The sequence below is a fragment of the Streptomyces sp. NPDC020807 genome, from assembly GCF_040641575.1.
Taxonomy (GTDB): Bacteria; Actinomycetota; Actinomycetes; order Streptomycetales; family Streptomycetaceae; genus Streptomyces.
The window spans coordinates 352,310-377,614 of the sequence record NZ_JBFADU010000001.1 but is presented as its reverse complement, the minus strand read 5'-3'; the positions used below and the strand labels follow the sequence as shown (position 1 = coordinate 377,614).

The 25,305-nt window shown below is 71.5% G+C and carries 22 protein-coding genes; 12 read left to right on the top strand and 10 right to left on the bottom strand.

Annotated elements, in window-relative coordinates; all coding sequences use genetic code 11:
* Positions 1 to 125: 125 nt before the first annotated feature.
* A complete protein-coding gene (locus tag AB0G79_RS01795; RefSeq protein WP_360798494.1) occupies positions 126 to 689 on the bottom strand; it encodes a matrixin family metalloprotease in 564 nt (187 codons plus the stop codon).
* A gap of 159 nt (positions 690 to 848) precedes the next feature.
* Between AB0G79_RS01795 and AB0G79_RS01790 the strand changes: the two genes are divergently transcribed.
* From AB0G79_RS01790 to AB0G79_RS01780, 3 genes are all read left to right on the top strand, one after another.
* A complete protein-coding gene (locus AB0G79_RS01790; RefSeq protein WP_360798491.1) occupies positions 849 to 1,463 on the top strand; it encodes a pyridoxamine 5'-phosphate oxidase family protein in 615 nt (204 codons plus the stop codon).
* Between the two features lie 755 nt (positions 1,464 to 2,218).
* Positions 2,219 to 2,719, top strand: coding sequence for a barstar family protein (locus AB0G79_RS01785; protein WP_360798488.1), 501 nt, complete (start codon positions 2,219 to 2,221; stop codon positions 2,717 to 2,719).
* Entirely contained in the window at positions 2,712 to 3,095 is a 384-nt protein-coding gene (locus AB0G79_RS01780) for a hypothetical protein (protein ID WP_360798485.1), read from the top strand. Before AB0G79_RS01785 ends, AB0G79_RS01780 begins: the two co-directional genes overlap by 8 nt.
* A 10-nt stretch (positions 3,096 to 3,105) precedes the next feature.
* Here the strand turns inward: AB0G79_RS01780 and aspS are convergent, their stop codons facing one another.
* The gene (gene aspS, locus AB0G79_RS01775) at positions 3,106 to 4,914 is read right to left on the bottom strand and encodes an aspartate--tRNA ligase (RefSeq protein WP_360798482.1); all 1,809 of its coding nucleotides are present in this window, start codon (positions 4,912 to 4,914) and stop codon (positions 3,106 to 3,108) included.
* A 318-nt stretch (positions 4,915 to 5,232) separates the two neighbouring features.
* On the opposite strand from aspS, the gene AB0G79_RS01770 reads away from it, so the two are divergent.
* The gene (locus tag AB0G79_RS01770) at positions 5,233 to 7,377 is read left to right on the top strand and encodes a SpoIIE family protein phosphatase (RefSeq protein ID WP_360798479.1); all 2,145 of its coding nucleotides are present in this window, start codon (positions 5,233 to 5,235) and stop codon (positions 7,375 to 7,377) included.
* Between the two features lie 78 nt (positions 7,378 to 7,455).
* Complete coding sequence (locus AB0G79_RS01765; RefSeq protein WP_360798476.1) at positions 7,456 to 8,274, top strand: MBL fold metallo-hydrolase; 819 nt, start codon at positions 7,456 to 7,458, stop codon at positions 8,272 to 8,274.
* 98 nt (positions 8,275 to 8,372) lie between these two features.
* Here AB0G79_RS01765 and AB0G79_RS01760 read toward each other — a convergent pair whose 3' ends face one another.
* The 3 genes from AB0G79_RS01760 to AB0G79_RS01750 form a co-directional block, all read right to left on the bottom strand.
* Positions 8,373 to 9,485: an AI-2E family transporter gene (locus tag AB0G79_RS01760; RefSeq protein WP_360798473.1), complete on the bottom strand. Its 1,113-nt coding sequence runs from the start codon at positions 9,483 to 9,485 to the stop codon at positions 8,373 to 8,375.
* Positions 9,486 to 9,697: 212 nt separating this feature from the next.
* Complete coding sequence (locus tag AB0G79_RS01755) at positions 9,698 to 10,660, bottom strand: pirin family protein (RefSeq protein ID WP_360798471.1); 963 nt, start codon at positions 10,658 to 10,660, stop codon at positions 9,698 to 9,700.
* Positions 10,661 to 10,825: 165 nt separating this feature from the next.
* The gene (locus tag AB0G79_RS01750) at positions 10,826 to 11,311 is read right to left on the bottom strand and encodes an SseB family protein (RefSeq protein ID WP_360798468.1); all 486 of its coding nucleotides are present in this window, start codon (positions 11,309 to 11,311) and stop codon (positions 10,826 to 10,828) included.
* Positions 11,312 to 11,479: 168 nt separating this feature from the next.
* Here AB0G79_RS01750 and AB0G79_RS01745 point away from each other — a divergent pair, with 168 nt between their 5' ends.
* Together AB0G79_RS01745 and AB0G79_RS01740 are read left to right on the top strand one after the other, a co-directional pair.
* Entirely contained in the window at positions 11,480 to 13,309 is a 1,830-nt protein-coding gene (locus AB0G79_RS01745) for an acyl-CoA dehydrogenase (RefSeq protein WP_360798465.1), read from the top strand.
* A gap of 220 nt (positions 13,310 to 13,529) precedes the next feature.
* Positions 13,530 to 14,837 (top strand): M18 family aminopeptidase, encoded by a 1,308-nt coding sequence (locus tag AB0G79_RS01740; RefSeq protein ID WP_360798462.1) that lies wholly within the window; start codon positions 13,530 to 13,532, stop codon positions 14,835 to 14,837.
* A 21-nt stretch (positions 14,838 to 14,858) separates the two neighbouring features.
* Here the strand turns inward: AB0G79_RS01740 and AB0G79_RS01735 are convergent, their stop codons facing one another.
* Positions 14,859 to 16,655, bottom strand: a complete 1,797-nt coding sequence (locus tag AB0G79_RS01735; protein ID WP_360798460.1) for an NHL domain-containing thioredoxin family protein — start codon at positions 16,653 to 16,655, stop codon at positions 14,859 to 14,861.
* A 188-nt stretch (positions 16,656 to 16,843) separates the two neighbouring features.
* Between AB0G79_RS01735 and AB0G79_RS01730 the strand changes: the two genes are divergently transcribed.
* From AB0G79_RS01730 to AB0G79_RS01720, 3 genes are read left to right on the top strand one after another with little or no spacing between them, the layout of a single operon-like run.
* Entirely contained in the window at positions 16,844 to 18,166 is a 1,323-nt protein-coding gene (locus tag AB0G79_RS01730) for a hypothetical protein (protein WP_360798457.1), read from the top strand.
* A gap of 2 nt (positions 18,167 to 18,168) precedes the next feature.
* The gene (locus AB0G79_RS01725; protein WP_360798454.1) at positions 18,169 to 18,918 is read left to right on the top strand and encodes a hypothetical protein; all 750 of its coding nucleotides are present in this window, start codon (positions 18,169 to 18,171) and stop codon (positions 18,916 to 18,918) included.
* A 42-nt stretch (positions 18,919 to 18,960) separates the two neighbouring features.
* Positions 18,961 to 19,446, top strand: a complete 486-nt coding sequence (locus AB0G79_RS01720; protein WP_360798451.1) for an LURP-one-related family protein — start codon at positions 18,961 to 18,963, stop codon at positions 19,444 to 19,446.
* 7 nt (positions 19,447 to 19,453) lie between these two features.
* Here AB0G79_RS01720 and AB0G79_RS01715 read toward each other — a convergent pair whose 3' ends face one another.
* On the bottom strand, positions 19,454 to 20,659 hold the full coding sequence (locus AB0G79_RS01715; protein WP_360798448.1) for an aminotransferase class I/II-fold pyridoxal phosphate-dependent enzyme: 1,206 nt from the start codon (positions 20,657 to 20,659) through the stop codon (positions 19,454 to 19,456).
* A gap of 60 nt (positions 20,660 to 20,719) precedes the next feature.
* Between AB0G79_RS01715 and AB0G79_RS01710 the strand changes: the two genes are divergently transcribed.
* A complete protein-coding gene (locus AB0G79_RS01710) occupies positions 20,720 to 21,328 on the top strand; it encodes a hypothetical protein (protein WP_360798445.1) in 609 nt (202 codons plus the stop codon).
* A gap of 89 nt (positions 21,329 to 21,417) precedes the next feature.
* Here AB0G79_RS01710 and AB0G79_RS01705 read toward each other — a convergent pair whose 3' ends face one another.
* Positions 21,418 to 22,221, bottom strand: coding sequence for a carbon-nitrogen family hydrolase (locus AB0G79_RS01705; RefSeq protein ID WP_360798442.1), 804 nt, complete (start codon positions 22,219 to 22,221; stop codon positions 21,418 to 21,420).
* Positions 22,222 to 22,394: 173 nt separating this feature from the next.
* Between AB0G79_RS01705 and AB0G79_RS01700 the strand changes: the two genes are divergently transcribed.
* Positions 22,395 to 23,222 (top strand): maleylpyruvate isomerase family mycothiol-dependent enzyme, encoded by an 828-nt coding sequence (locus AB0G79_RS01700; RefSeq protein ID WP_360798439.1) that lies wholly within the window; start codon positions 22,395 to 22,397, stop codon positions 23,220 to 23,222.
* Positions 23,223 to 23,265: 43 nt separating this feature from the next.
* On the opposite strand, the gene AB0G79_RS01695 is transcribed toward AB0G79_RS01700, so the two are convergent.
* Together AB0G79_RS01695 and AB0G79_RS01690 are read right to left on the bottom strand one after the other, a co-directional pair.
* A complete protein-coding gene (locus tag AB0G79_RS01695) occupies positions 23,266 to 24,576 on the bottom strand; it encodes an MFS transporter (protein ID WP_360798436.1) in 1,311 nt (436 codons plus the stop codon).
* Positions 24,573 to 25,229 carry a GntR family transcriptional regulator gene (locus tag AB0G79_RS01690; RefSeq protein WP_360798433.1) on the bottom strand — a complete coding sequence of 219 codons (657 nt, stop codon included), beginning with the start codon at positions 25,227 to 25,229 and terminating at the stop codon, positions 24,573 to 24,575. The genes AB0G79_RS01695 and AB0G79_RS01690 overlap by 4 nt, the downstream gene beginning before the upstream one ends.
* Between the last annotated feature and the right edge of the window lie 76 nt (positions 25,230 to 25,305).

The following is a 25,305-nucleotide window of genomic DNA, read 5'->3' as shown; positions in this document are numbered from 1 at the left end:
TGACTTCGGACCCCCCGGAGCCGTCCGCCCCGCCGGCGTCACCGGCACACGCCGACAGAGTCACCGGCAGCAGGAGGGCACCGGCCACCCCCAGGGCGATCCGCCGCCGGGACGCCCGCCGTCGTTCAGTAGAGGTAGTTGATGCCATTCCTGTCATCCCCGATCGGAACGTCGACACGTGTGTTGGCCACGTCGCTGTACATGAGGGAGCTCGCGTTCCCGTTGTGGTCGAGGCCCATCGCATGACCCTGTTCGTGCGCGACGATCCCGTCGCGATGAGTGTCGGGGCCGCAGTACCAGTCCTTCAGCAGGTTGGAGTGCATGATGACCTTGGCCCAGACCCAGTCGCTTTGGCGCGGCTCCACCTGGTCCGTACCGACGTACATCTGGGTGGTCGCGCAGTACCTCACGTCGGGGTCGTCCCGCCGGTAGAAGTCGAGGCGGCTCTTGCTCCTGTCGCCGGTGTTGACGTACCAGACGGTCGTGTCCGTGGTGGCGTTCCAGTGTCCGACGCCCGCCCTGATCGCGGTCGGGTGCCAGTACTCCGCCTGGGAGTCCAGCCAGAAGTACTGGTTGTAGACGCCGTACTTGAGACGATGACCGCTGTACGTGTTGTACGCCTGCGCCGTGGCCCCTGTCAGCGCGACCAGCCCGAAGGCGATCAGCGCGGGGAACGCTCTCCTCCACACGGCTCGCTCCCTCCCCCTTGCCCGCGAACGTCGTCGTCGGACGATGACAGAAGGGTGCGCATCACAAAAGAACGCCTCAACTAATCAGTCAGATAGGGGAGTTGACTGCCTGCGAAGACCGTTAGACATGCGAAAGATTAAGCCGCATAATCCTTAGACATGGGAAAGACTTACGAGCGCATCGACGGCCGCCTCCGGACCTTCATCGAGCAGCAGCCGATCTTCTTCACCGCGACCGCGCCCCTGGACGGCGACGGAACGGTCAACCTCTCCCCCAAGGGCCTCAAGGGATCCTTCGCCGTCCTCGACGAACAGCGCATCGCCTACCTCGACTTCGCGGGCAGCACCTCGGAGACCGTCGCGCACCTGCGGGAGAACGGCCGCATCACCGTCATGTGGTGCGCCTTCCAGGGCCCGCCCAACATCGTGCGCGTCCACGGCCGGGGCGAGCCCGTCTTCCGCGACGACGAGCGGTTCGCGGAGCTGCTCGCGCACTTCCCCGACATCGACCCCACCCTCCACGGTCTCCGCGCGATCATCGTGGTCACCGCCGAACTCGTCCGCGACTCCTGCGGATACGGCGTCCCCTTCATGTCGTACGACGAGGACCGCGACCTCCACGGCAAGCGCTTCGCCCGCGAGGACGACGCCTCCCTGAGCGCGTACTTCGCGAAGAAGGACCACATAGCCCAGAGCATGGACGGCCTCCCGGGCCTCCCCCTCCCCCTCCCGCCGCTGCCCGCACCGGCTGTCTCGGACCCCTCGGCGACCTGACGGAATGCCCCGGCCGCCTCGCTCACGCGAACGGGCCCCGTGCCGACATGCGCGCGTGGAGGCGAGGGGGCCCAACTGCCGTCTGGTCGTGGACTCCACCGACGGGAATCGGATCGTCACCTTCTTCCCCAGAGGAAAGAGCGACAGACCGTGATCGAGATGACGTTCACCGTGCGCCCCGACCAGGGCGAGCCCAGCGACTTCGACCTCGGGGACATCCTGTGCGAGGGGGAGAGCGGGACCGGCGGGTCGGCGGGGCACGTGCGGGACGGCGGTAGGGAAGTGCGGTACCGACGAGCTGCGGGACGCCGTGCTCGCGCCCGCCTTGGAGCTGGAGCGGGAGCTCCTCTCGCACCTTCCGGCCGGGGGCGGCGCGGGCCGTGACCTGACCTCCTCGCTGGAGAGGTTCCGCGCCGCGTCGGCCTGACGCTTCCCGCCAGGAACACGAAGGGCCCGGGATCGGCGATGGAGGTACTCCGAGACGTCAAGGAGCACGGCCTCGGATGGTGGGGCGGCCCGGGATTCCACGGCCCGAAGCGGTGGACAGAGCATTTCGAGAACGACGGACGAAAGAACGCCTACCAGCTGCCCACGCATGACCCTTCCGGGAAGCCCATCACCTATCAGGAATACGGCACCTACCCGTCACCGGAGAACCCGGAGCCAGGCGGTGAACGCCGGGTGTTCGGTAGCGACGGGTCCGCCTACCACACTCCGAACCACTACCAGACATATATCGTCGCAGAAAGTCCTGGATGGATGGAACCGTGACAGTAGAGCCGTCCACGCATCACATCGCGCCCTGGATGCACATCATTCCACCTGATGCCGGAATCCCTTTGGGCGAACTCCTTCCCGCGTCGGGAAATGTCCATGTGGCACGCCTGAGCGGTCCACTTATGACCGGCGAGGTTTCCACCTTCCAACAATTCGATGCGGTACTGAAGTTCCCGCCGTATTTCGGCTGGAACTGGGACGCCTTCCATGACTGCCTCCGCGACCTGCAGTGGCTGTCAGCGGATCACCATGTGGTGATCATCGAATCCGCCGACCAGGCACTGGCCGAGGATGACGCCGGCCGCAGGAAGCTCCTCACGTCCCTGTGGCGCTCCGGCCGCGACAGGTCCTATGTGAAGCGCCCGGAGGGCATCACGCTCAGCCGACTGTCCGTCATTCTGACGTGCGACAAGGACTCCTTGGAAGGCCTGTCGGCCTTCGTCCGGACGCTCACGGAGCAGCGTCTCGCACATGACTGAGCCGGCAAGGGAAAAGTGGCTGAACCGCATCGCCGTCACCGGCCTCACCGTCTCCGACGCCTCCGCACCCGAAGGCGTTCCCCTCACACTGCAGGCATGGAAGAGCGTCATCGGCTGGGATGTCGAGCCCGTCACGAAAGTCCCGTTGAACGACCCGAACGTCCAGGAGGAAGTAGACCGGCAATGGCACGCCCACGCCACAGAGAACGGCTTGTTCAGCGACGGAGGCTCCTTCCTTCTGAGTGTTTCCGGAAGCAGCCGGGACAGAGGAGGAATACGACCACTGGGTCGTCGTCCAGCACCTTCGGTAGAACGGTATCCGGGATACACGAAGGGCCCGGGATCCAGAGGGGATCCCGGGCCCTTCGGCGTATGACGGGCGAGGCCTACCGCGCCGCGTCCGGGTGGACCGACGTCGTGACGTCCGCGGTCTTCTTCTCGACCGGCTTGCGGAGCTGGAGGTTCAGCTCGCGCAGGCGGGACTCGTCCAGTTCGTGCGGGGCGCCCATCAGGAGGTCCTGGGCGTTGCCGTTGAGCGGGAAGGCGATCGTCTCGCGGATGTTCGGCTCGTCGGCGAGGAGCATCACGATGCGGTCGACGCCCGGGGCGATGCCGCCGTGCGGCGGGGCGCCGTACTCGAAGGCGCGGAGCATGCCCGCGAACTCGGTCTCGACGGTCTCACGGGTGTAGCCCGCGATCTCGAACGCCTTGAACATGATCTCGGGCTCGTGGTTCCGGATCGCGCCCGAGGAGAGCTCGATGCCGTTGCACACGATGTCGTACTGCCAGCCGAGGACGTCCAGCGGGTCCTGGGTCTCCAGGGCCTCCAGGCCGCCCTGCGGCATGGAGAACGGGTTGTGGGAGAAGTCCAGCTTGCCGGTCTCCTCGTCCCGCTCGTACATCGGGAAGTCCACGATCCACGCGAAGCGGAAGACGTTCTCCTCGAACTGGCCGGCGCGCTTGGCGGCCTCGACCCGGACCGGGCCCATGATCTTGGAGACCTCGTCGAACTCGCCCGCGCCGAAGAAGACCGCGTGGCCCGGCTCCAGGCCGAGGCGCTCGGCGAGGACCTTGACGTTCTCCTCGGTGAGGAACTTGGCGATGGGGCCGGTGAGGGCGTTCTCCTCGCCGACGCGCACCCAGGCCAGGCCCCGCGCGCCGAGGGAGACCGCGAAGTCGCCGAGGCCGTCGAAGAACTTGCGCGGCTGGTCGCCGGTGTTCGGGACGGCGAGCGCGCGGACGTGCTTGCCGGCGAAGGCCTTGAACTCGGAGTTCTCGAAGACGTCGGAGATGTCGACGAGTTCGAGCGAGGTGCGCAGGTCGGGCTTGTCGTTGCCGTACTTCAGCATCGACTCGCGGAACGGGATCCGCGGGAACGGCGAGGTGACCGGGCGGCCGCCGCCGAACTCCTCGAAGATCTCCGTCATGAGCTTCTCGATCGGCTGGAAGACGTCCTCCTGCTCGACGAAGCTCATCTCGACGTCGAGCTGGTAGAACTCGCCCGGCGAGCGGTCCGCGCGCGCGTCCTCGTCGCGGAAGCAGGGCGCGATCTGGAAGTACCGGTCGAAGCCGGAGATCATCAGCAGCTGCTTGAACTGCTGCGGCGCCTGCGGCAGCGCGTAGAACTTGCCCGGGTTGAGGCGGGACGGGACGACGAAGTCGCGGGCGCCCTCGGGGGAGGTCGCGGCGAGGATCGGGGTCGCCATCTCGTTGAAGCCGAGGGCCACCATCTTGCTGCGGATGGAGGCGATGACCGCCGAGCGCAGCATGATGTTGCGGTGCATGCGCTCGCGGCGCAGGTCGAGGAAGCGGTACTCCAGGCGGCGCTCCTCGTTCACGCCGTCGTCGGCGTTGACCGTGAAGGGGATCTGCTTGGCCGCGCCCAGGACCTCGACCTCGGCGGCCTCGATCTCGATCTCGCCGGTGGCGAGCTCGGGGTTCACGTTGTCCGCGCCACGCGAGACGACCTTGCCGTCGACGCGGACGACGGTCTCCTTCGTCAGCTTGTCGAGGACCTCGGCCGCGGCGGTACCGGGGCGGGCGACGAGCTGCGTGATGCCGTAGTGGTCGCGCAGATCGATGAAGAGGATGCCGCCCAGGTCGCGCCGATTGTGCAGCCAGCCGCTCAGCCGGACGTCGGTGCCGACGTCAGAGGAGCGGAGCTCGCCGCAGGTGTGGGACCTGTACCGATGCATCGTCGTTCATCCAGTCTTTGGGAGCTTGGTTTACGTCGTCACCCAGGGTACCGGCCGCCTTCCGATCCCTCCTCTGATCCCTCTGCGATCCGTCCTCTGATCCGTCTGCGATCGCTCCTCCGCTCCGTCTGCGATCGCTCCTCCGCTCCGTCTGCGATCGCTCCTCCGATCCCGCTGCGATCCGTCCTCCGGCCCCTCCTCGACGCCGCCTCGACGCCGCCTCGACGCCGTCCCGACGCCTCCTCCGGTCCCTCTTCGAATACGCTCAGTGGCGACCCGATGTGGCGGGCGCTTATCCGATATTCATAAAGTGGGGCAATGCGCACCGAGGACGTCCTGGCCGCCATCGCGACCGGCCTGTGGCGCTGGGACAACGCCTCCGGAATCGTCTCGCTCGACGCCGAGGCGGCCCGGCTCCTCGGGCTGCCCGCGGAGGCCGTCCAGGTCACGGAGGCCCAGGTCAGATCCCGCTTCCACCCCGTCGACTGGAACGAGATCGACGGCGTCGTCCACCTGGCCGTCGCCGAGGGCACCCTCGCGGAGGCCCGGCTGCGGATCATGGACGAGCACGGGCGGGTCGTCCGTACCGTACGGAGCCGTTCCAAGCCGCTGATCGAGGGCGACGACTACCAGCTCGTCGGCACCATCCAGGAGGTCGCCGAGCAGCAGCCCGGCACCGCCGCGCGCACCCCCATCACCGGCGACTGGCGCCGCTCCCGCGAGGCCTTCCTCCTCGACGCGGGCCGCGCGCTCGCCGAGGCCCGCTCGACCGCCGAGGTCCTGCGGGTCGCCGCCTCCCTCTCCATGCCCGGCTTCTCCCCCGACGGGCTCGCCGTCTTCGGCGTCGCCGGCGACCGGCTGACCGTCATCGGCCACCACGGCCACAGCCAGGGCGACGAGGGCCCGTTCTCCTCGATGTCCCTCCACACCGACTACCCGGCCGCCGAGGTCGTGCGGACCGGCCGCGCGATCTACCTGCCGAGCCCGGAGGAGTACCTCCGCCGCTTCCCCACCACCTGGCCGCTCGCCCAGCGCTTCGGCCGCCGCTCCTGGGCCTTCGTGCCGCTGGTCGTCGCCGGGCGCACCATGGGCGCCTGGATGGCCGCCTTCAAGCACCCGGTCGCCTTCACCCCCGACGAGCGCTCGGTGCTCACGACGGTCGCGCGGATGCTCGCGCAGGCCCTCGCACGCGCGGGCGTGGCCGAGTCGGAGCGCGAGCTGTCCCTCGGTCTCCAGCGGACGATGATGCCGGTCCTCGGCCCCGGCATCCCCGGCATCCAGGTCGCCGCCCGGTACGTGCCGACCGGCGGCGGCCTCCAGGTCGGCGGCGACTGGTACGACATGATCCGGCTGCCCGGCGGCACCTCCCGCGCCGGCGGGCGCGCGCCCTCCCGCATCGCGCTCGTCATCGGCGACGTCCAGGGCCACGACGTCCGCGCCGCGGGCCTCATGGGCCAGCTGCGGATCGCCCTGCGCGCGTACGCCTCCGAGGGCCACCGGCCCGACGCCGTCCTCGCGCGCGCCTCCCGCTTCCTGTACGAGATCACCGACGGCGACGACGGGGACGACGGGAACGCCGTCACGGCCTACGGCGGCCCGCGCTTCGCGACCTGCCTGTACCTGGAGGTCGACCTGGAGACGGGCACGGTCGACATCGCCCGCGCGGGTCATCCCGACCCGGCCGTCCGGATGAACGACGGAACGGTTCTCCTCCGGCCCACCGCCGGCGGGCTGCCCCTCGGCATCGACCCCGAGGGCGACTACCCGACCACCCGGCTCACCCTGGAGCCCGGCGACACCCTCATGATCTGCACCGACGGCCTCCTGGAGACCGGCGGACACGACCTCGACAGCGGCTGGGAGCGGGTCAAACAGCTCCTGGAGTCCCACGACGGCGAGGACCTGGAGAGGCTCGCCGACACCCTCGTCGAGGCCGTCCACGGCCCCGGCTCGCACCACACGACCGGCCCGCTCGCCGACCGCCGCGAGGACGACATCGCCGTCCTGCTGCTCTCCCGCCGGCCGGCCGGGCCCGTGGTGGAGGCCCCGCGCCGGACGCTGATGACGATCGCGCAGGCGGAGCCGGAGCGGATCGCCGAGGCGCGCGAGCAGCTGCGTCAGCTGCTGCACGACTGGGCGGACGAGGACCAGCTCGACTCGGCGGTCCTCATGGTCTCGGAGATGACGACGAACGTCCTCGTCCACACCGACGGCGACGCGCTCCTCGTCGCCGAGGTCGCCTGCGTGGCACCGGGGAAGCGGCGGCTGCGCGTGGAGGTCTCCGACACGAGCGACGAGCTGCCGCACAAGCGGCACCCGGGCGAGATGGCGTCGAGCGGACGCGGACTCGTCCTGATGGAGATGCTGGCGGACGCGTGGGGCGTGGACCCGCGCGGCGAGGGCAAGTCGATCTGGTTCGAACTGAACGAGGGCGCGCGCGAGGAGACCCCCGGGGCCCGCTGACGGGCGGCTCCCGGCCCGCGGGAGGAGACTGGTCGGGTACGGGCACGGTCGCCCGGGGGGACCACGGAGCGGTACGCCATGGACACTCACAAGGTCGGCAGTGACACCACCGTCCTGGCCGACAGCCTCGACATCCCCGGGATCGGCCACATCCCGGTCAACGCCTACGTCCTCACCGCCGCCGAACCCCTCGTCGTCGACACCGGACTTTCCCTCCCCGACCGCGACTTCCTCGGCGCGCTCGGCGGGGTGGTCGACCCGGCGGACGTCCGCTGGATCTGGCTCACCCACCCGGACCGCGACCACACGGGCGGCATCTTCGACCTCCTCGAAGCGGCGCCACGCGCGCGCGTGATCACGACCTTCCTCGGCTTCGGCATCATGTCGACCGAGCGTCCGCTGCCGATGGACCGGGTGTACTTCCTCAACCCGGGCCAGTCCATCGACGTCGGCGACCGTCGTCTGCACGCCTTCCGACCGCCGCTCTTCGACAGCCCGGCCACCGTCGGCTTCTACGACGACCGCACCCGGGTCTGCTTCAGCTCCGACTGCTTCGGCGGCCCGATGCCGACCGCCGAGATCGCGGAGAGCGGGCACGCGAGCGATCTGGGGCCGGAGGAGCTGCGGCAGGCGCAGCTCCTGTGGGCGACGATCGACAGCCCGTGGGTGCACGTCGTCGACCCGGCGAAGTACCGGGCGACGATCGCGCCGCTGCGCGAGATGGACCCGGAGATCGTGCTCGGCACGCACCTCCCGCCGGCGGTGCGGATGACGGACCGGCTGCTGGAGACGGTGGCGCTGGCCCCTGACTCCGACCCGTGGGTCGGGCCCGACCAGGTGGCCCTGGAACAGCTCCTGGCCTCGTTCGAGGTGTCGGGCGGGATGGCGCCCGCGTAGACCGCTCCCGGCCTCAGCCGGCTCCCGCTCTCAGCCCGCTTCCGGCACGGCCCCGGTCCCGCTCTCAGCCCGCTCCCGGCCTCAGCCGGCTCCCGCTCTCAGCCCGCTTCCGGCACGGCCCCGGTCCCGCCGGCCCCGTCCCCGGCGGCCGCCGCCTCCGCCTCCGCGCGCGCCTTGAGCCGGGCCCGCAGCTCGCTGAGGATGCCCGTGGCGGCGGCGGTCACCGGGACGGCGAGGAGCATGCCGAGGACGCCCGCGACCGAGGCGCCGGCCGTGATCGCCAGCATGACTGCGGCCGGGTGCATCTGGACGGTCTTGCTCTGCACGAGCGGCTGGAGGACGTTCCCCTCCAGCATCTGCACGGCGAGGACGATGCCGAGGACCCAGAGCGCGATCGCGAAGCCCCGGTCGGCGAGGGCGACGAGGACGGCGACGGCGCCGGAGAGGAAGGCGCCGAGGTACGGGATGTAGGCCGTGATGAAGACGAGCGCGGCCAGACCGATCGCGCCGGGGACGTCGAGGACGACGAGGCCGGTGCCGATGAGGACGGCGTCGACGAAGGCGACGAAGGTGGTGCCGCGCATGAAGCCCTCGACGGCCTCGTAGGCGCGCCGGGCCATGGCCTCGACGACGTCGCCGGTGGCCTGGGGGGCGAAGGAGCGCAGGGCGCCGACGGCCCGGTCGGAGTCCTTGAGGAAGAAGAAGATGAGGAGCAGGGCGAGGACGCCGGTCGCGAGCATCTCGCCGACGACGCTGAGCCCGCTGATCACTCCGGACGCGGCGGTGCCGCCGAACCGCTTGAGGAGGCCCTCGGCGTTCTTCGCGAGGTCGTCGAGGGAGGTGCCGGCCGCGCCGAAGTGCTTGGCGATGTCGGCGGCGGCCTCCCGCAGGGAGGCGATGATCTGGTCGCCGGTCTCGATGAGCGCGACGGCGACGATGTACGTGGCTCCGCCGACGACCGCGACGACGGCGACGACGGTGAGCGCGGCGGCGAGCCCCCGGCGCATCTTCATCCGCAGGAGCCAGCGGAAGAGCGGCCCGAGGAGGGCGGTGCCGAGGATCGCGAGGAGGACGGGGGTGACCGCCGTCTGGAAGACGATGCACAGCCAGATGCCCACCGCTGCGACACCCGCCGCGAGCAGGAGGACGACGCACCAGGCGGCGAAGCGGCGGGCGGGTTCGGGGAGGAGCGTCTGGCTGGTGGTCTGCACCCGTCCAGACGACCACGGCGGTCTGTGGTTCGGGGGCGCGACACGCCCGCCTGCTTATCGCATTGTCACCACCGTCCGGCCGCGCGTTCCCGCCGCCGCGAGGCCCGCGTTCTGACCACCGTCCGGCCGCGCGTCCCCGCCGCCGCGAGGCCGCGCGCCGACGGCCGTCCGATGACGGCCCGCCGGCGCGCGGCAGCACGTACGCGTGCCCGCTACTCGCCCATTCCGTGGACCGCCGGGACGGTCCCGAGGCGGCCGGCCTGGAAGTCCTCGAAGGCCTGGCGCAGTTCGGCCTGGGTGTTCATGACGAACGGGCCGTAGTGGGCCATGGGCTCGCGGATCGGCTGCCCGCCGAGGAGGACGACCTCCAGGTCCGGCGTGTTGCCGTCCTGCTTCTCGTCCGCGCGGACGGTGAGCGAGCCGCCCTTGCCGAAGACGGCGGTCTGGCCGACGTGGATCGGCCTGCGCTCGGCGCCGACGGTGCCGCGGCCGGCCATGACGTACGCGAGACCGTTGAAGTCCTCGCGCCAGGGCAGGGTGATCTCGGCGCCCGGGCGGAGGGTGGCGTGGATCATCGTGATCGGCGTGTGGGTGATGCCGGGGCCGTCGTGGCCGTCGAGCTCGCCCGCGATGACGCGGAGCAGCGCGCCGCCGTCGGGGGAGGTGAGCAGCTGGACCTGGCCGCCGCGGATGTCCTGGTAGCGGGGGGCCATCATCTTGTCGGCGGCGGGGAGGTTCACCCACAGCTGGAGGCCGTGGAAGAGGCCGCCGCTGACGACGAGCGCCTCCGGCGGGGCCTCGATGTGGAGGAGGCCGGAGCCGGCCGTCATCCACTGGGTGTCGCCGTTGGTGATGGTGCCGCCGCCGCCCTGGGAGTCCTGGTGGTCGAAGATCCCGTCGATGATGTAGGTGACGGTCTCGAAGCCGCGGTGGGGGTGCCAGGGCGTGCCCTTGGGCTCCCCGGGGGCGTACTCCACCTCTCCCATCTGGTCCATCATGATGAACGGGTCGAGGTACTGGTAGTTGATCCCGGCGAACGCGCGGCGGACCGGGAAGCCCTCGCCCTCGAAGCCGGACGGGGCCGTGGTGACGGCCAGCACGGGGCGGGCGACGGCGTCGGCCGGGGCGGCGACGCGCGGCAGGGTGAGCGGGTTCTCGACAGTCACGGCGGGCATGACCGGACCTCCTTGGTGCGACCTGGGGACGACGACCTCGTACGGCGACCGTGTTCGGCGACCTTGTACGTCCACTTTAGTTGAAGACTGAACTTCTTGCCACCGGGAACGCGGAACGCCCGGAAGGAATTCCTCCCGGGCGCTCCCGTACGTACTCAGACTCGCTCAGCCGTACATCCGCCGCATCGCGTAGTCGACCATCTGCTCCACGGCCTTGGCGTCGAAGACCATGCGGTGGTCGCCCTCCATGTCGAGGACGAAGCCGTAGCCCGTCGGGAGCAGGTCGATCACCTCGGCGCCGGTGATGACGAAGTACTTCGACTCCTTGCCCGCGTACCGCCGCAGCTCCTTGAGCGAGGTGAACATCGGGATGACGGGCTGCTGGGTGTTGTGCAGCGCGAGGAAGCCGGGGTTGTCGCCGCGCGGGCAGTAGACCTTGGAGGTCGCGAAGATCTGCTGGAAGTCCTCGGGCGCGAGCGTCCCGGTCGTGAAGGCGCGCACGGCGTCGGCGAGGGACGGCGGGGACGGCTCCGGGTAGAGCGGGGGCTGCTGCTGGTGCTGGTGCTGCTGGGCGTACTGCGGTGCCGCGTACTGCTGTTGCTGCTGCGCGTACTGCTGCTGGGCACCCGGATTCTGCTCGTAGCCGTACATGGGCCACGAGCCTACTGCGTCACAGATGGCCCGAAAGGGGTTGCCCTTATTACCGGCGGGTAGCATCATCGGAGAGAGCGTGTTGCTACTCGCTGGTACGTGTACGAAGGAGTCGTCCGGGGAACCGGACGGGAACCTGCCTCCCCGAGCCTTAACGGAGCCGTCGCCATGGGGCACTACAAGTCGAATCTCCGCGACATCGAGTTCAACCTCTTCGAGGTCCTCGGCCGCGACAAGGTGTACGGCACCGGTCCGTTCGAGGAGATGGACGTCGAGACCGCGAAGAGCATCCTCGACGAGATCCGCCGCCTCGCCGAGAACGAGCTCGCGGAGTCCTTCGCCGACGCCGACCGCAACCCGCCGGTCTTCGACCCGGAGACCAACACCGCCCCGGTCCCGGCCTCCTTCAAGAAGTCCTACAAGGCCTTCATGGACTCGGAGTACTGGCGCCTCGGCATCCCGGAGGGCATCGGCGGCACCGTCTCCCCGCGCTCCCTCGTCTGGGCGTACGCGGAGCTCCTCCTCGGCTCGAACCCGGCCATCTGGATGTACTCCTCCGGCCCGGCGTTCGCCGGCGTCCTCTACAACGAGGGCAACGAGGCGCAGAAGAAGATCGCCCAGATCGCCGTCGAGAAGCGCTGGGGCTCCACCATGGTCCTCACCGAGCCCGACGCGGGCTCGGACGTCGGCGCCGGCCGCACCAAGGCGATCCAGCAGGAGGACGGCTCCTGGCACATCGAGGGCGTCAAGCGCTTCATCACGTCCGGTGAGCACGACATGGAGGAGAACATCCTCCACTACGTCCTCGCCCGCCCCGAGGGTGCCGGCCCCGGCACCAAGGGCCTCTCCCTCTTCCTCGTCCCGAAGTACGAGTTCGACTGGGAGACCGGCGAGCTGGGCGCGCGCAACGGCGTGTACGCGACGAACGTCGAGCACAAGATGGGCCTCAAGGCCTCCAACACCTGCGAGATGACCTTCGGCGACCAGCACCCCGCCAAGGGCTGGCTCGTCGGCGACAAGCACGAGGGCATCCGCCAGATGTTCCTCATCATCGAGTTCGCCCGCATGATGGTCGGCACGAAGGCGATCTCCACCCTCTCCACGGGCTACCTCAACGCCCTGGAGTACGCCAAGGAGCGCGTCCAGGGCACCGACCTGGCCAACTTCATGGACAAGGCCGCGCCCAAGGTCACCATCACGCACCACCCCGACGTCCGCCGCTCGCTCATGACGCAGAAGGCGTACGCCGAGGGCATGCGCTCCCTCGTCCTCTACACGGCCTCCGTGCAGGACGAGATCGCGGTCAAGGAAGCGGCCGGCGAGGACGTCAAGGCGCTGCACGGCCTGAACGACCTGCTGCTCCCGATCGTGAAGGGCTACGGCTCCGAGAAGGGCTACGAGCAGCTCGCGCAGTCGCTCCAGACCTTCGGCGGCTCCGGCTTCCTGCAGGAGTACCCGATCGAGCAGTACATCCGGGACGCCAAGATCGACACCCTCTACGAGGGCACCACGGCCATCCAGGGCCAGGACTTCTTCTTCCGCAAGATCGTCCGCGACCAGGGCGCGTCCCTGAACGCGCTGTCCGAGGAGATCAAGAAGTTCCTCGCGGTCGGCACGGGCGGCGAGGAGCTGTCCGTGGCCCGTGACGCGCTCGCCAAGGCGGCCGTCGACCTGGAGGCGATCGTCGGCACGATGATCACGGACCTCACCGCCACCGGCGAGGACGTCCGCAACATCTACAAGGTCGGCCTCAACACCACCCGCCTGCTGCTCGCCTCCGGCGACGTCGTCGTCGGCTACCTGCTGCTCCGCGGTGCGGCCGTCGCCGCCGAGAAGCTGGCCGCGGGCGCCACCGGCAAGGACGTCCCCTTCTACCAGGGCAAGATCGCGGCCGCGAAGTTCTTCGCCGCCAACGTCCTGCCCGGCGTCGGCGCCGAGCGCGCCCTGGCCGAGGCCGTCGACGGCTCGGTGATGGACCTGGACGAGGCCGCGTTCTAGGACGCGCCCCGCTCCACCAGACCAACGGCTCGCTCCCGGGGAGGGGGGCGGGCCGTTCGGCTTTCCCCGGGCCGCGGGGGTTCGCCACGGGCGACCGCGGTTCCCCCCGGGCCGCCGGGTTCCTCCCGGGCCGCCGGGGTTTTCCACGGGTCTCCGGGGTTTTCCACAGGTGCGTCGGCGGCCCCGCGTCCACGTTCCGGACTCTGCGTAAGGTGATCCCATGAGCAGCGCAGCTTCCCGCCCCACGGCCGGCCCCTTCGACCGAGGTCACACCGATGACCTGATGTCCTTCCTGACGGCTTCCCCGTCGGCGTACCACGCGGTGGCGAACGCCGCGGAGCGCCTGGAGAAGGCCGGATTCCGCCGCGTCGAGGAGACGGCGGCCTGGGACGGGACGTCCGGCGGCAAGTTCGTCACGCGCGGCGGCGCGATCATCGCCTGGTACGTCCCCGAGGGCGCGAGCGCCCACACGCCGTACCGCATCGTCGGCGCGCACACCGACTCCCCCAACCTGCGCGTGAAGCCCCGCCCCGACATGGGCGCGCAGGGCTGGCGCCAGGTGGCCGTGGAGATCTACGGCGGCACGCTCCTCAACACCTGGCTCGACCGCGACCTCGGTCTCGCCGGCCGCCTCACCCTCCGCGACGGCAGCCACCGCCTCGTCAACATCGACCGGCCGCTGCTGCGCGTCCCGCAGCTCGCGATCCACCTCGACCGCTCGGCCAACGACGGGCTGAAGCTGGAGCGCCAGCGCCACATGCAGCCCGTGTGGGGCCTCGGCGACGTCCACGAGGGCGACCTCGTGGAGTTCGTCGCGGGCGAGGCGGGCGTCGACCCCGAGGACGTCTCCGGCTGGGACCTGATGGTCCACGCCGTCGAGGCCCCGGCCTACCTGGGCCGTGACCGCGAGCTCCTCGCGGGCCCGCGCATGGACAACCTGCTCTCCGTCCACGCCGGTGTCGCCGCGCTCGCCTCCCTCGCGGGCCGCGACGACCTCCCGTACATCCCGGTCCTCGCCGCCTTCGACCACGAGGAGAACGGCTCCGAGGCCGACACCGGCGCCCAGGGCCCGCTGCTCGGCAACGTCCTGGAGCGCTCGGTCTACGCCCGCGGCGGCTCGTACGAGGACCGGGCCCGCGCCTACGCCGGCACGATCTGCCTCTCCTCCGACACGGGCCACGCCGTGCACCCCAACTACGCGGAGCGCCACGACCCGACGCACCACCCGCGCGTCAACGGCGGCCCGATCCTCAAGGTCAACGTCAACCAGCGCTACGCCACCGACGGCAGCGGCCGGGCCGTCTTCGCCGCCGCCTGCGAGAAGGCGGGCGTGCCGTGGCAGTCGTTCGTCTCCAACAACGACATGCCCTGCGGCACCACGATCGGTCCGATCACCGCCGCCCGCCACGGCATCCAGACGGTCGACATCGGCGTCGCGATCCTCTCGATGCACAGCGCCCGAGAGCTCTGCGGCGCCGACGACCCGTACCTCCTGGCGAACGCCCTGGTGGCGTTCCTGGAGGGCTGAGCGCCCTCCAGGAGTCGCGTCCTACAGGGCGTCCATCCCGGCGAGGATCAGCGGGAGGCGGGCCGTGCCCGTCTCCGTGATCCGGACCGGGACGCCCCAGTCCTGCTGGTGGACGTGGCAGGCGGGGTACTCGTTGGCCGGGTCGTCGTCGCAGGAGGCGGCCATCGCGGAGACGTGCAGCACGCCCTCCGCGAGCTCCGGGTTCAGCTCCAGCTCCCGGAAGAGGTCGGTCCCCGTGCCCTCCCCGCCGACGAGCAGCTCGGGCGGGGTGGAGGAGACGAGGAGCCGGGTCGAGGGCCCGTACCGGTCGTCGAGCTTCTGCCCGGTCGGGGCCTGGAAGACGACGTCGAGGCGGAGGCGGCCGGGGGCCACCTCGGTCGCCTCGCGCTGGGTGCGGTAGGCGGCGGACTCGACCTGGACGGCCTCCTCGGGGAGCCGGAGCCGGGTCAGCCGGTGCCGGGCGGACTCGACGACCACGATGTCCTCGCCGACGAGCACGGCGCCGCTCGGCTCGCGCAGGTCGGTCGCGAGCGTGGTGACCTCGCCGGTGGCGGGGTCGAAGCGGCGCAGGGCGTGGTTGTACGTGTCGGAGACCGCGACCGAGCCGTCCGGGAGGGCGGTGACGCCCAGCGGGTGCTGGAGCAGGGCCTGGCCGGCGGCGCCGTCGCGGTGCCCGAAGTCGAAGAGGCCGGTGCCGACGGCGGTGTGGACGGTGCCGTCCGTGTCGATCCAGCGGACGGCGCTGGTCTCCGAGTCGGCGATCCAGAGGCGGTCCTCGGTGGCGGCGAGCCCGGAGGGCTGCGCGAACCAGGCCTCGGCGGCGGGCCCGTCGACGAGCCCCTCGTTGGTGGTGCCCGCGGCGACCTCGACGGTCCCGGTCGCGGGGTCGTACGTCCACAGCTGGTGGACGCCGGCCATGGCGATCCACACCTTCCCCTGCCACCAGGCCACGTCCCACGGCGAGGACAGGTCGACCTCAAGGGCGGGGCCCGAGGTCGGAGAGCCCTGCCACCACTGCTTCCCGGTGCCGGCGACGCGCGTGATCGCCCCGGTCTCCGGGTCGTACGTGCGCAGGGAGTGGTTCACCGTGTCGGCGACCACGACCTTCCCGTCGGGCAGCAGCGCGAGCCCCTGCGGCTCCCGGAAGACGCCCTCGCCGATCCGCCGCACGACGGTCTCGCCGTCGGCCGCGAGCTCGACGAGCGTGTGGCGGGTGGTGTCGGAGACGAGGAACGTACCGGTGGGCAGCAGGACCGCCTTGCCGGGGAAGCGGAGGTCGGTGGCGACGGGCTCCGGCGGCACGTACGGGCCGTCCCCGCGCCGCAGCGTCCCCTTGGCCCCGTGCTCGGCCTCCAGCTCCTCGACGAGCGTCCGGATCGCGTTGGCGTGCCCCTCACCGGCGTGCTGCGCGACGACGTACCCCTCGGGGTCGATCACGACGAGCGTCGGCCACGCCCGCACCGCGTACTGCTTCCAGGTCGCGAGCTCCGGGTCGTCGAGCACGGGGTGGTGCACCTCGTACCGCTCGACGGCGTCGACGACGGCCTGGTGCTCCGCCTCGTGCACGAACTTCGGCGAGTGCACGCCGACGATGACGAGCGTGTCCCGGTGCTTCTCCTCCAGGTCCCGGAGCTCGTCGAGGACGTGCAGGCAGTTCACGCAGCAGAAGGTCCAGAAGTCGAGAAGAACGATCTTTCCCCGCAGGTCGGCGAGGGTCAGGTCGTCCCCTCCCGTGTTCAGCCAGCCGCCCTTGCCGATCAGCTCGGGGGCACGGACACGGGCGCGGCGCGGAGTGGGCGCGGATGCGGAGTCGGTCATGGGTCAAGGGTGCCGTACGGGTGGAAAGCGTGGGCCGGGTGGGGAGGGGGTGCGTGTTGGGGCGGGGGTGCGCGGACGGGGGTGGTCAGCATGCCCGCATGACGTTTGCGGGCAGATCATCTGACTATTGCTTCCGTGGAGTGAGGCGCGGAGCAAGCCGCGGAGCAGGCCGTGGAATGAGCCGCGGAATGACATCGGTCGCCGTGGGGATCGCGGCCGTCGGGCTGGTGGCCGGGGGCGCCGTGCTGCCCCCGCACGCCGTGGCCGGCGGGGTCGGGGACGGCTCCCTGAAGCTCGTCGTCACCGTCAACGGGCGCGCGGACAGCGCCGCCCGGCCGCCCGCCGTACGGGTCGGGGCGGAGGTCGTGAAGCGGTACCGGCTCCTCAACCGCGGCGAGGCGCACCTGTACGGGGTCCGGGTCGTCGATCCCGCGGTGCCCGAGGGCGCCGTGCGCTGCACTGGAAGGACGCTCGCCGCGCTCGGGCAGATGGTCTGCGTCGCCCGGTTCCGCGCCCTGGGCGGCGAGCACCGGGCCTCCGTCCGCGCGGAGGGAGAGGTCCCGTCCCTGCGGCGGCGGCTGACGACGGCCGCCAGGAGCGGATACGCCGGGGTCGTCGGGGGCCTCCGGCTCTCCGAGCGGGTCGTGGTGGCCCCACGGGGCGGGGGCTCCGGGCACGGGGCGGGGCGCGGGGTCGGGCGGGCGGGGTCGGGGCTCGCCACGGTCACGTACGTCGTGACCAACCTCGGGAACCGGGAGGTGCACGGCGTCCGCGTCACCGACCCCGCCCTGGGGCTCACCGCCTCCTGCGGCGGCCCCGGCCGCCGGGCCGTCCCGCCGCTCGCTCCCGGGGCCTCCGCCCGGTGCACCGCGACCGTCCGGCGGCCCTACGGGACCCATCGCAGCACCGGGCTCGCCTCCGGCAGCGACCTCGTCCGGACGTACGCGGCCGGGGGGCAGCGGCTGCCCGCGCCCACCCTGACCGCCCGGTCCTCGGCCGTCTTCACCCTCGTGGGACCGCAGCCGCCCCGGGCCGTCGCCCCGCCGCGCCGCCCGAAGCCCGCCCGGCCGGGAAGCGCCGGGGCGCCCGGCGGCCGGGCCGTTCCCGGGCAGCCGGCGGTTCCGGGAACGGCCGCTCCCGGGGGCGCCACGGCCGCCGCAGGGGCCCCGGCGCCCGGGGTGGCGGGGGCGCCTGAGGTCCCCGGCGCCGCGGGTGTCGCCGGTGGGGCGGTTGCTGAGGGGGCCGGGGTGGCGGGGGCGGTGGAGGCTCCCGTCGCTACCGCCCCGCAGGCCGCGCCGCTTCCCGTACCGGAGAGGAGGGACACCGTGTCCCTGGCGGTCGGTCAGGAGCGGGAAGTCGCGCGGCACGCCGCGCTCGACGACGAGGGGTTCCTCGGGCGGCTGCGGCGGCGGAGCAGGGAGGGGCGGGAGCTCGGTGTCGTCGTCATCCTGCTGCTCATGCTCATCCCCGCGGCCGTCGCCGCCGCCCTCCTCGGCAGCCGGCGGAGCTGACCGTGGCCCTGCTCGAAACGCTCGTCGTCGTCCTCGGCGTCGCGCTCGTCGCCGCGGTCCTCGTCTTCGCCAAGACGAAGCTCTTCCCCGTCGCCGAGGACGAGGAGCCCCGCGAGGACGTCGCCGAGTACATCGCCATGATGGTCTCGGTCCTCTACGCCGTCGTCCTCGGCCTCTGCCTCGTCTCCGTCTGGGACACCCGCACCTCGGCCGCCGACCACGTCCAGGCCGAGGCCAGCGCCCTCCACCAGACCTACCTGCTCGCCGACGCCCTCCCCGCCGACCAGCGGACGTCGCTGCGCGAGGCGGCCCGGACGTACGCCGGGCACGTCGTCGACGTCGAGTGGCCGGCCATGGTCGCCCGTGAACCGCTCGACCAGGAGGGGTGGACCATGCTCGAACAGCTCCGCCACGCGAGCGCGGTCTCCGACACCGACAAGGTCTCCGCCCAGCTCGCCTCGCAGGAGGTCCTCGCCCAGCTCGGGTACGTCGACGACGCCCGGCGCGGCCGGGAGGCGGCCGCACAGGAACGGCTCTCCCCCGTCCTGTGGACCGGGCTGCTCATCGGCGGATCGCTCACGCTCGCGTTCATGTTCCTCTTCGGGATCAAGCGGAGCACCACCCATGTGGTGATGGTGATGGGCCTCTCCGGCTTCATCGCCTTCACCGTGCTGCTGATCCATCAACTGGATTCGCCCTTCGGCGAGATGCTGGGCGCGACTCCCGATGCCTTCATCCGCTATTTCGCCTGATGTTTCACATGAAACATCGCCAACACGGGCAGGCATACCGCCATGAAATATCTCGTACGGGACAAGATCTTCGCGATCGGCGACGACTACTGGATCGAGGACGAGGACGGCCGCCACGCCTTCCTCGTCGACGGCAAGGCCATGCGGCTGCGCGACACCCTGGAGTTGAAGGACCCCGACGGGCAGGTGCTCATCACCCTGCGCCAGAAGGTGTTCAGCCTGCGCGACGCGATGACCCTCGAACGCGACGACCGGCCGCTCGCCACCATCCGCCGCAAGCGGCTCTCCCTCCTGCGCAACCACTATCGCGTGACGCTGGTCGACGGCACCGAACTGGACGTCAGCGGGCGGATCCTGGACCGGGAGTTCACCGTCGAGTACGAGGGCGAACTCCTGGCCCACATCTCCCGGAAGTGGTTCCGCGTCCGCGACACGTACGCCGTGAACGTGGTCCACGAGGACGCGGACGCGGCGCTGCTGGTGGCGGTCGCCGTGTGCGTGATCCGGATGGCGGAGCGGGAGGACTGACGTCCGGCTAGCCGGCCTGCCCGTCGCCCGCCTTCAGGGCCGCCTCCAGCGCCTGCTCCAGGTCTTCCCACAGGTCCTCGACGTGCTCGATGCCCACCGAGAGCCTGACCGTCCCCTCGCCGATGCCCGCCGCCGCGAGCGCCTCCGCGTCCAGCTGGTGGTGGGACGTGGACGCCGGGTGCATGACCAGGGTCTTCACGTCGCCGAGTGAGACGCTGAGCGAGGCCACCCGTACCGCCTCGACGAACGCACGGCCCCCCGCGCGCCCGCCCGCGAGGTCGATCGAGACCACGCCGCCGCCCCCGTCCGGCAGCAGCCGCTCGGCGATCGCCCGGTCCGGGTGGCTCGCGAGCGCGGGGTGGCGGACGGCCGCGACCGCCGGGTGCGCCTCGAGCCGCGCCGCCAGCTCGGCGGCGTTCGCGCACTGGCGCGCGACCCGCAACGACAGCGTCTGCATCCCGCGCAGGGTCAGCCAGGCGGCGAACGGGTCGCTGGACGCGCCCTGTTCGACCGTGTGGCGGCGGACGGCACGGTACAGCTCGGCGTCCTTGAAGACGGCGACACCGCCGAGGACGTCCCCGTGGCCGGAGAGGTACTTGGTGGCGGAGTGGACGACGACGTCGGCGCCGTGGTCGAGCGGCCGGCAGAGCAGCGGCGACGCGAAGGTGTTGTCGACGACCACCGGCACCCCGGCCTCGTTGGCGACGGCGGCGAGCGCGGGAGTGTCGGAGACGCGGGTCGTCGGGTTGGCGATGGTCTCCAGGTACAGCAGCCGCGTCTCGGGCCGCAGCGCGGCCCGCACCTCCTCCGGGTCCGTGCCCGACACGTAGGTGACGTCGACGCCCCAGCGCGCGGCGAGGTCGCTGAGCGTCGCGTACGTCCCCCCGTACAGGCAGGTCTGCGCGATGACGTGCCCGCCGCTGGCGAGCAGCGCGAGCAGCACCCCGTTGATCGCGCCCATCCCGGAGGCGAACGACAGCCCCGCGGCCCCGCCTTCGAGGCGCGCGACGGCGTCCTCCAGCGTGCGGACGGTGGGGTTGCCGGTGCGGCTGTAGAGGAAGGTGTCCGTCGACGTGAACGCGGTGGCGAGGGCGTCGGCCGAGTCGAAGGCGAAGACGTGCCCCTGGTGCAGGGGCACGCCGATGGGCTTGCTGCCCACGACCTCGACGACGGGCGGATGGACGGCGAGGGTCTCGGGACGCGGGGAGTTCATGAACCGAGTGTGCAGTGCAGCAACTTGCCTTTTCCAGGGCCAATTCCGTTGGATTGGTGCATGCACACCTCCCTCACCCCCTTCGACCTCACGGCGTGGAAGGAGGGCAACCGGCATGACTACCGCGCCGGTTGGAGGGGCGTCTCGGCCGAGTTCGGCACGATCACCCTGACCTGCCCCCTCCCCCGGACGTCTCCCGACTCCCTCGTCTCCGAGACGCGCGGCGGGCTGCTCCCCACCGCCTCCTTCGAGGCACGCGGGGCGCACGTCGAGGGGATGCGGCTGCCCGGCCTGAACCGGTCGACGCTGCGGGTCGGCGACCGGGTGGTGTACGTGACCCGGAACCGCTTCGGCGCCACGCTCGACCAGCGCGCCCTGGAGATGCGGTACGCGGGCGACCGCTACCGGCTCACCGCCCTCGACAAGCGGGGTTACGTGCTGACGCGCGCCGCCGACGACGAGGACCCCGGCGTCACGATCACGGTCCGCGAGACCGGGCGCGGCAAGGGCCGCCGGCTGTCCGTGCGGGCCGACGGCCGCGCGGAGGCCGGGGACCTGTCCCTCGCCCTGGTCTTCGCGGGCGTCGACCGCTCGACGCTGACCCGGCTGGGGGCGGTGAGGGCGGGCATCTCCCGCGCGACCCACTTCTGGACCGAGTCGCAGTACTGAGCCGCCGTGCCGCGTCCACCGCCGTACCGCGTTCTCTCCCGTACCGCGTCCCCTGCCGTACCGCCCCTGCCCCCTTACCGCCCCGCCGGTCAGGCCCGTGCGCGACGCGGGGTCGCCACTCCCAGGACGCGGTCCTTCAGGGCCGGGAACTGGTCGCGGACCGTCGTGACCTTCTGCGGGTCGAGGACGACCCGCAGCGTCTCCTCCCCCGGTCCCGCCTCCGCGAGCACCTCGCCCCAGGGGTCGACGACGACCGAGTGACCGGCCTGTTCGACACCGGCGTGGGTGCCCGCCGTGCCGCAGGCGAGGACGTACGCCTGGTTCTCGACCGCGCGGGCCCGCGCGAGGAGCGTCCAGTGCGCGAGGCGGGCGGCCGGCCAGCCGGCCGGGAGGACGAAGGCCTGGGCGCCCGCGTCGACGAGGCCGCGGAAGAGCTCGGGGAAGCGCAGGTCGTAGCAGGTGCCGACGCCCAGCGTGAGGTGCGGCAGGTCGACCGTGACGAGGTCCTCGCCCGCGGCCATCATCACCGCCTCGCCCTTGTCGAAGCCGAAGCGGTGGATCTTCCGGTAGGAGGCGGCGAGTTCGCCGTCGGGCGACAGGACGAGCGAGGTGTTGTACAGCGCTCCGCCCTCGGCCTCGACGAAGGAGCCGGCGTGCAGCCAGACCCCGGCGTCGCGCGCGGCGGCCGCCATCGCCGCGTGCGTGGGCCCGTTCAGCGGCTCGGACTCGGCGGCGAAGAGGTCGGACGCGAACGCGCCGACCGTCCACAGCTCCGGCAGGACGACGAGGTCCGCATGGCCGGATTCCGCCCGTACGAGCTCCGCAACGCGGGCTCGACGTGCGTCGACCGGTTCGTCCGGGTCTACCGCGATCTGGATCAGCGAGGCGCGCACACTACCACCGTCCTGGCATTCGAGCCGTCAACTCCGGCCTACGATCGTCACACGAAAGCACTGCCGGGGTGCCTTCGGGCAGCGTAACTTAGCGTTCGAGCCGCCCGCCCAGTCGTGTTTTCAGCCCGCAGTCGTGTTTCAGCCCGCGCACCGAAGAACCGCCGAGGGGTCCCGTGACCGTCCATCCCAGCCTCCAGAACTACGCCGACGCCTGGACCCACTCCATCGAAGCGATAGCCGAGCTGGTGCAGCCGCTCGTGGAAGGCGAATGGAACCGGCCGACACCGTGCGTCGGATGGTCGGTGCGGGACATCGTCTCCCACGTCATCGGGATGGAGACGGAGATACTCGGCGACCCGCGCCCGATCCACTCCCTGCCGCGCGACCTCTACCACGTACGCAGTGACTTCGCCCGCTACATGGAGGTCCAGGTCGATGTGCGGCGGCACCACACCGCGCCGGAGATGACCTCCGAGCTGGAGTACATCCTGATCCGCCGGGCCCGGCAGCTCCGCAACGAGAACCGCTCCCCCGAGCACCTCATCCGCGCGCCCCTCGGCGCCGAGCAGACCCTCGAACTGGCCTACCGGATGCGCGCCTTCGACGTCTGGGTGCACGAGCAGGACCTGCGGGCGGCGCTCGGCGTCCCCGGCAACCTGGACTCGGCCGGGGCGCACGTCACCCGGGACGTCCTCCTGGAGGCGCTGCCGAAGGTGGTCGCCAAGGACGCCGGCGCCCCCCCGAACTCGGCGGTCGTCCTCGACGTGACCGGCCCGGTGGAGTTCCTGCGGACGGTACGGGTCGACGCGGACGGGCGCGGCTCGATCGACGGCGCGCCCTCGCTCGGGCCCGCGGTGTCGCTGGCGACGGACTGGGAGACCTTCGTGCGGCTCGCCTGCGGCCGGGTCCGGCCGGCCGACGTGGCCGACCGGGTGCGGATCGAGGGCGACGGGGCCCTCGCCCGCGCGATCCTCGACAACTTCGCGGTCACGCCCCGCTAGGGCCTGTCCGACCCCGATCCGCCGGACAGGCCCTAGGCCTCGCTCAGGCGGGGACGTGCACGGCCTCCACGCGGCTCGCCACGAGCCGTTCCCGTTCCCTGCGGTGGGTGCGGGCCTTGAGGCGGAGGATCTGCGCGACGCCGAGCGCCTCCAGGACGAAGACGGACGAGAACGCGATCCGGTAGTTGTCGCCGGTCGCGTCGAGCAGCACGCCCACGGCGAGGAGCGTCGTCATCGAGGCGACGAAACCGCCCATGTTGACGATCCCGGACGCGGTGCCCTGACGCTCCGGCGGATTGGCCGGGCGGGCGAAGTCGAAGCCGATCATCGAGGCCGGGCCGCAGGACCCGAGGACGACGCACAGGCTGACGAGGAGCCACATCGGGGCGTGGTCGCCGGGGTACGCGAGGGTGGCCGCCCACAGCAGGGCGGTGGCCGCGACCGTGCCGAGGGCGAGGGGCGCGCGGGCCTTGTGGTGCCGGGCGATGATCTGCCCGTACGCGAGGCCGACGACCATGTTCGAGAGCACGATCAGGGTGAGCAGCTCCCCGGCGGTGCCCCGGGACAGGCCCTGCGCCTCGACGAGGTACGGCAGTCCCCAGAGCAGCAGGAACACCATCGCGGGGAACTGGGTGGTGAAGTGGACCCACATGCCGAGGCGGGTGCCGGGCTCGCGCCAGGACTCGGCGATCTGGCGGCGGACGGACGCGGCGCCGGCGTGCGCGGCGGGCTGGGGCTCGTACCCCTCGGGGTGGTCCCTGAGGAAGAGCAGCAGCAGGACGAGGACGAGGACGCCCGCGAGGGAGCTGCCGACGAAGGTGGTCGTCCAGCCGAGGCCGTGCAGGGCGCGGGCGATGAAGACGGTCGAGACGAGGTTGCCGGCCATGCCGAAGAGGGCGGCGACCTGGCCGATGAGCGGGCCGCGCCGGGCGGGGAACCAGCGGGTGCCGAGCCGGAGCACGCTGATGAAGGTCATCGCGTCGCCGCAGCCGAGGAGCGCGCGCGACGCGAGCGCGGTGCCGTACGACGGGGAGAGCGCGAAGCCGAGCTGGCCGATGGTGAAGAGGACGACGCCGAGGGCGAGGACCTTCTTGGTGCCGAGCCGGTCGACCATGAGGCCGACGGGTATCTGCATGCCGGCGTAGACGAGCAGCTGGAGGATGGAGAAGGTGGAGAGCGCCGAGGCGTTGACGTCGAAGCGGTCGGCGGCGTCGAGGCCGGCGACGCCCAGGGACGTACGGAAGATGACGGCGACGAAGTAGACGGCGACGCCGACGCCCCAGACGAGGACGGCGCGGCGGCCGCCGGGCGGGTCGCCGGGGAGCGTCACGGCGGAGCCGTACGAGGTGTTCATCGGGCCTCGCCCCGGACCAGGACCTTGACCCAGCTGAGGTGCGCGCGGACGCAGTGGGCCGCACCCTCGACGTCGCCGGCGCGGATCCGGTCGAGGATCTCGGCGTGCTCGGCGATGTTCTTGGCGACCCGGTCGGGCTGGGACTGCATCACGGCGACGCCCATCCGGAGCTGGCGGTCGCGGAGCTGGTCGTAGAGGCGGGCGAGGATCTGGTTGCCGGCGTGGCGGACGATCTCGGCGTGGAAGCAGCGGTCGGTGGCGGCGACCTCGGCGAGGTCCCCGGTCTCGGCGTGCCGCTTCTGCTCCTCCAGGAGCTCTTCGAGCCGCGCGACGAGCGCGGCGGGCGCGGGCACGGCCCGCCGGACGGCGAACTCCTCGACGAGGAGCCGGGTCTCGACGACGTCGGCGATCTCCTGCGCGGAGACGGCGAGAACGAGGGCGCCCTTCTTCGGGTAGAGCTTGAGCAGCCCTTCCATCTCCAGCTTGAGCAGCGCCTCGCGAACGGGCGTCCGCGACACCCCGACGGCCTGCGCGAGCTCGCCCTCGGTGAGGAGGGTGCCCCCCTCGTAGCGCCGGTCGAGTACGGCTTGCTTGACGTGCATGTAGACGCGGTCGGCGGCGGCGGGCTGCTTCAAGGGGGGAGCTGACGGCATGCGCACAGCTTAGATACAACAGAGGTGCAACAGACAGGCCCGTCCGCATCGCGGACGGGCCTGTTTCACGTGAAAC

What these genes read in the sequence shown, in the direction of transcription:
- AB0G79_RS01730 (WP_360798457.1), top strand. Translation starts at nt 16,844, where the DNA reads ATGACATCGGTCGCCGTGGGGATCGCGGCCGTCGGGCTGGTGGCCGGG.
- AB0G79_RS01750 (WP_360798468.1), bottom strand. Translation starts at nt 11,311, where the DNA reads ATGTACGGCTACGAGCAGAATCCGGGTGCCCAGCAGCAGTACGCGCAG.
- aspS (WP_360798482.1), bottom strand. Translation starts at nt 4,914, where the DNA reads ATGCATCGGTACAGGTCCCACACCTGCGGCGAGCTCCGCTCCTCTGAC.
- AB0G79_RS01710 (WP_360798445.1), top strand. Translation starts at nt 20,720, where the DNA reads ATGCACACCTCCCTCACCCCCTTCGACCTCACGGCGTGGAAGGAGGGC.
- AB0G79_RS01740 (WP_360798462.1), top strand. Translation starts at nt 13,530, where the DNA reads ATGAGCAGCGCAGCTTCCCGCCCCACGGCCGGCCCCTTCGACCGAGGT.
- AB0G79_RS01690 (WP_360798433.1), bottom strand. Translation starts at nt 25,229, where the DNA reads ATGCCGTCAGCTCCCCCCTTGAAGCAGCCCGCCGCCGCCGACCGCGTC.
- AB0G79_RS01755 (WP_360798471.1), bottom strand. Translation starts at nt 10,660, where the DNA reads ATGCCCGCCGTGACTGTCGAGAACCCGCTCACCCTGCCGCGCGTCGCC.
- AB0G79_RS01780 (WP_360798485.1), top strand. Translation starts at nt 2,712, where the DNA reads ATGACTGAGCCGGCAAGGGAAAAGTGGCTGAACCGCATCGCCGTCACC.
- AB0G79_RS01735 (WP_360798460.1), bottom strand. Translation starts at nt 16,655, where the DNA reads ATGACCGACTCCGCATCCGCGCCCACTCCGCGCCGCGCCCGTGTCCGT.
- AB0G79_RS01695 (WP_360798436.1), bottom strand. Translation starts at nt 24,576, where the DNA reads ATGAACACCTCGTACGGCTCCGCCGTGACGCTCCCCGGCGACCCGCCC.
- AB0G79_RS01785 (WP_360798488.1), top strand. Translation starts at nt 2,219, where the DNA reads ATGGATGGAACCGTGACAGTAGAGCCGTCCACGCATCACATCGCGCCC.
- AB0G79_RS01745 (WP_360798465.1), top strand. Translation starts at nt 11,480, where the DNA reads ATGGGGCACTACAAGTCGAATCTCCGCGACATCGAGTTCAACCTCTTC.
- AB0G79_RS01770 (WP_360798479.1), top strand. Translation starts at nt 5,233, where the DNA reads ATGCGCACCGAGGACGTCCTGGCCGCCATCGCGACCGGCCTGTGGCGC.
- AB0G79_RS01790 (WP_360798491.1), top strand. Translation starts at nt 849, where the DNA reads ATGGGAAAGACTTACGAGCGCATCGACGGCCGCCTCCGGACCTTCATC.
- AB0G79_RS01715 (WP_360798448.1), bottom strand. Translation starts at nt 20,659, where the DNA reads ATGAACTCCCCGCGTCCCGAGACCCTCGCCGTCCATCCGCCCGTCGTC.
- AB0G79_RS01720 (WP_360798451.1), top strand. Translation starts at nt 18,961, where the DNA reads ATGAAATATCTCGTACGGGACAAGATCTTCGCGATCGGCGACGACTAC.
- AB0G79_RS01765 (WP_360798476.1), top strand. Translation starts at nt 7,456, where the DNA reads ATGGACACTCACAAGGTCGGCAGTGACACCACCGTCCTGGCCGACAGC.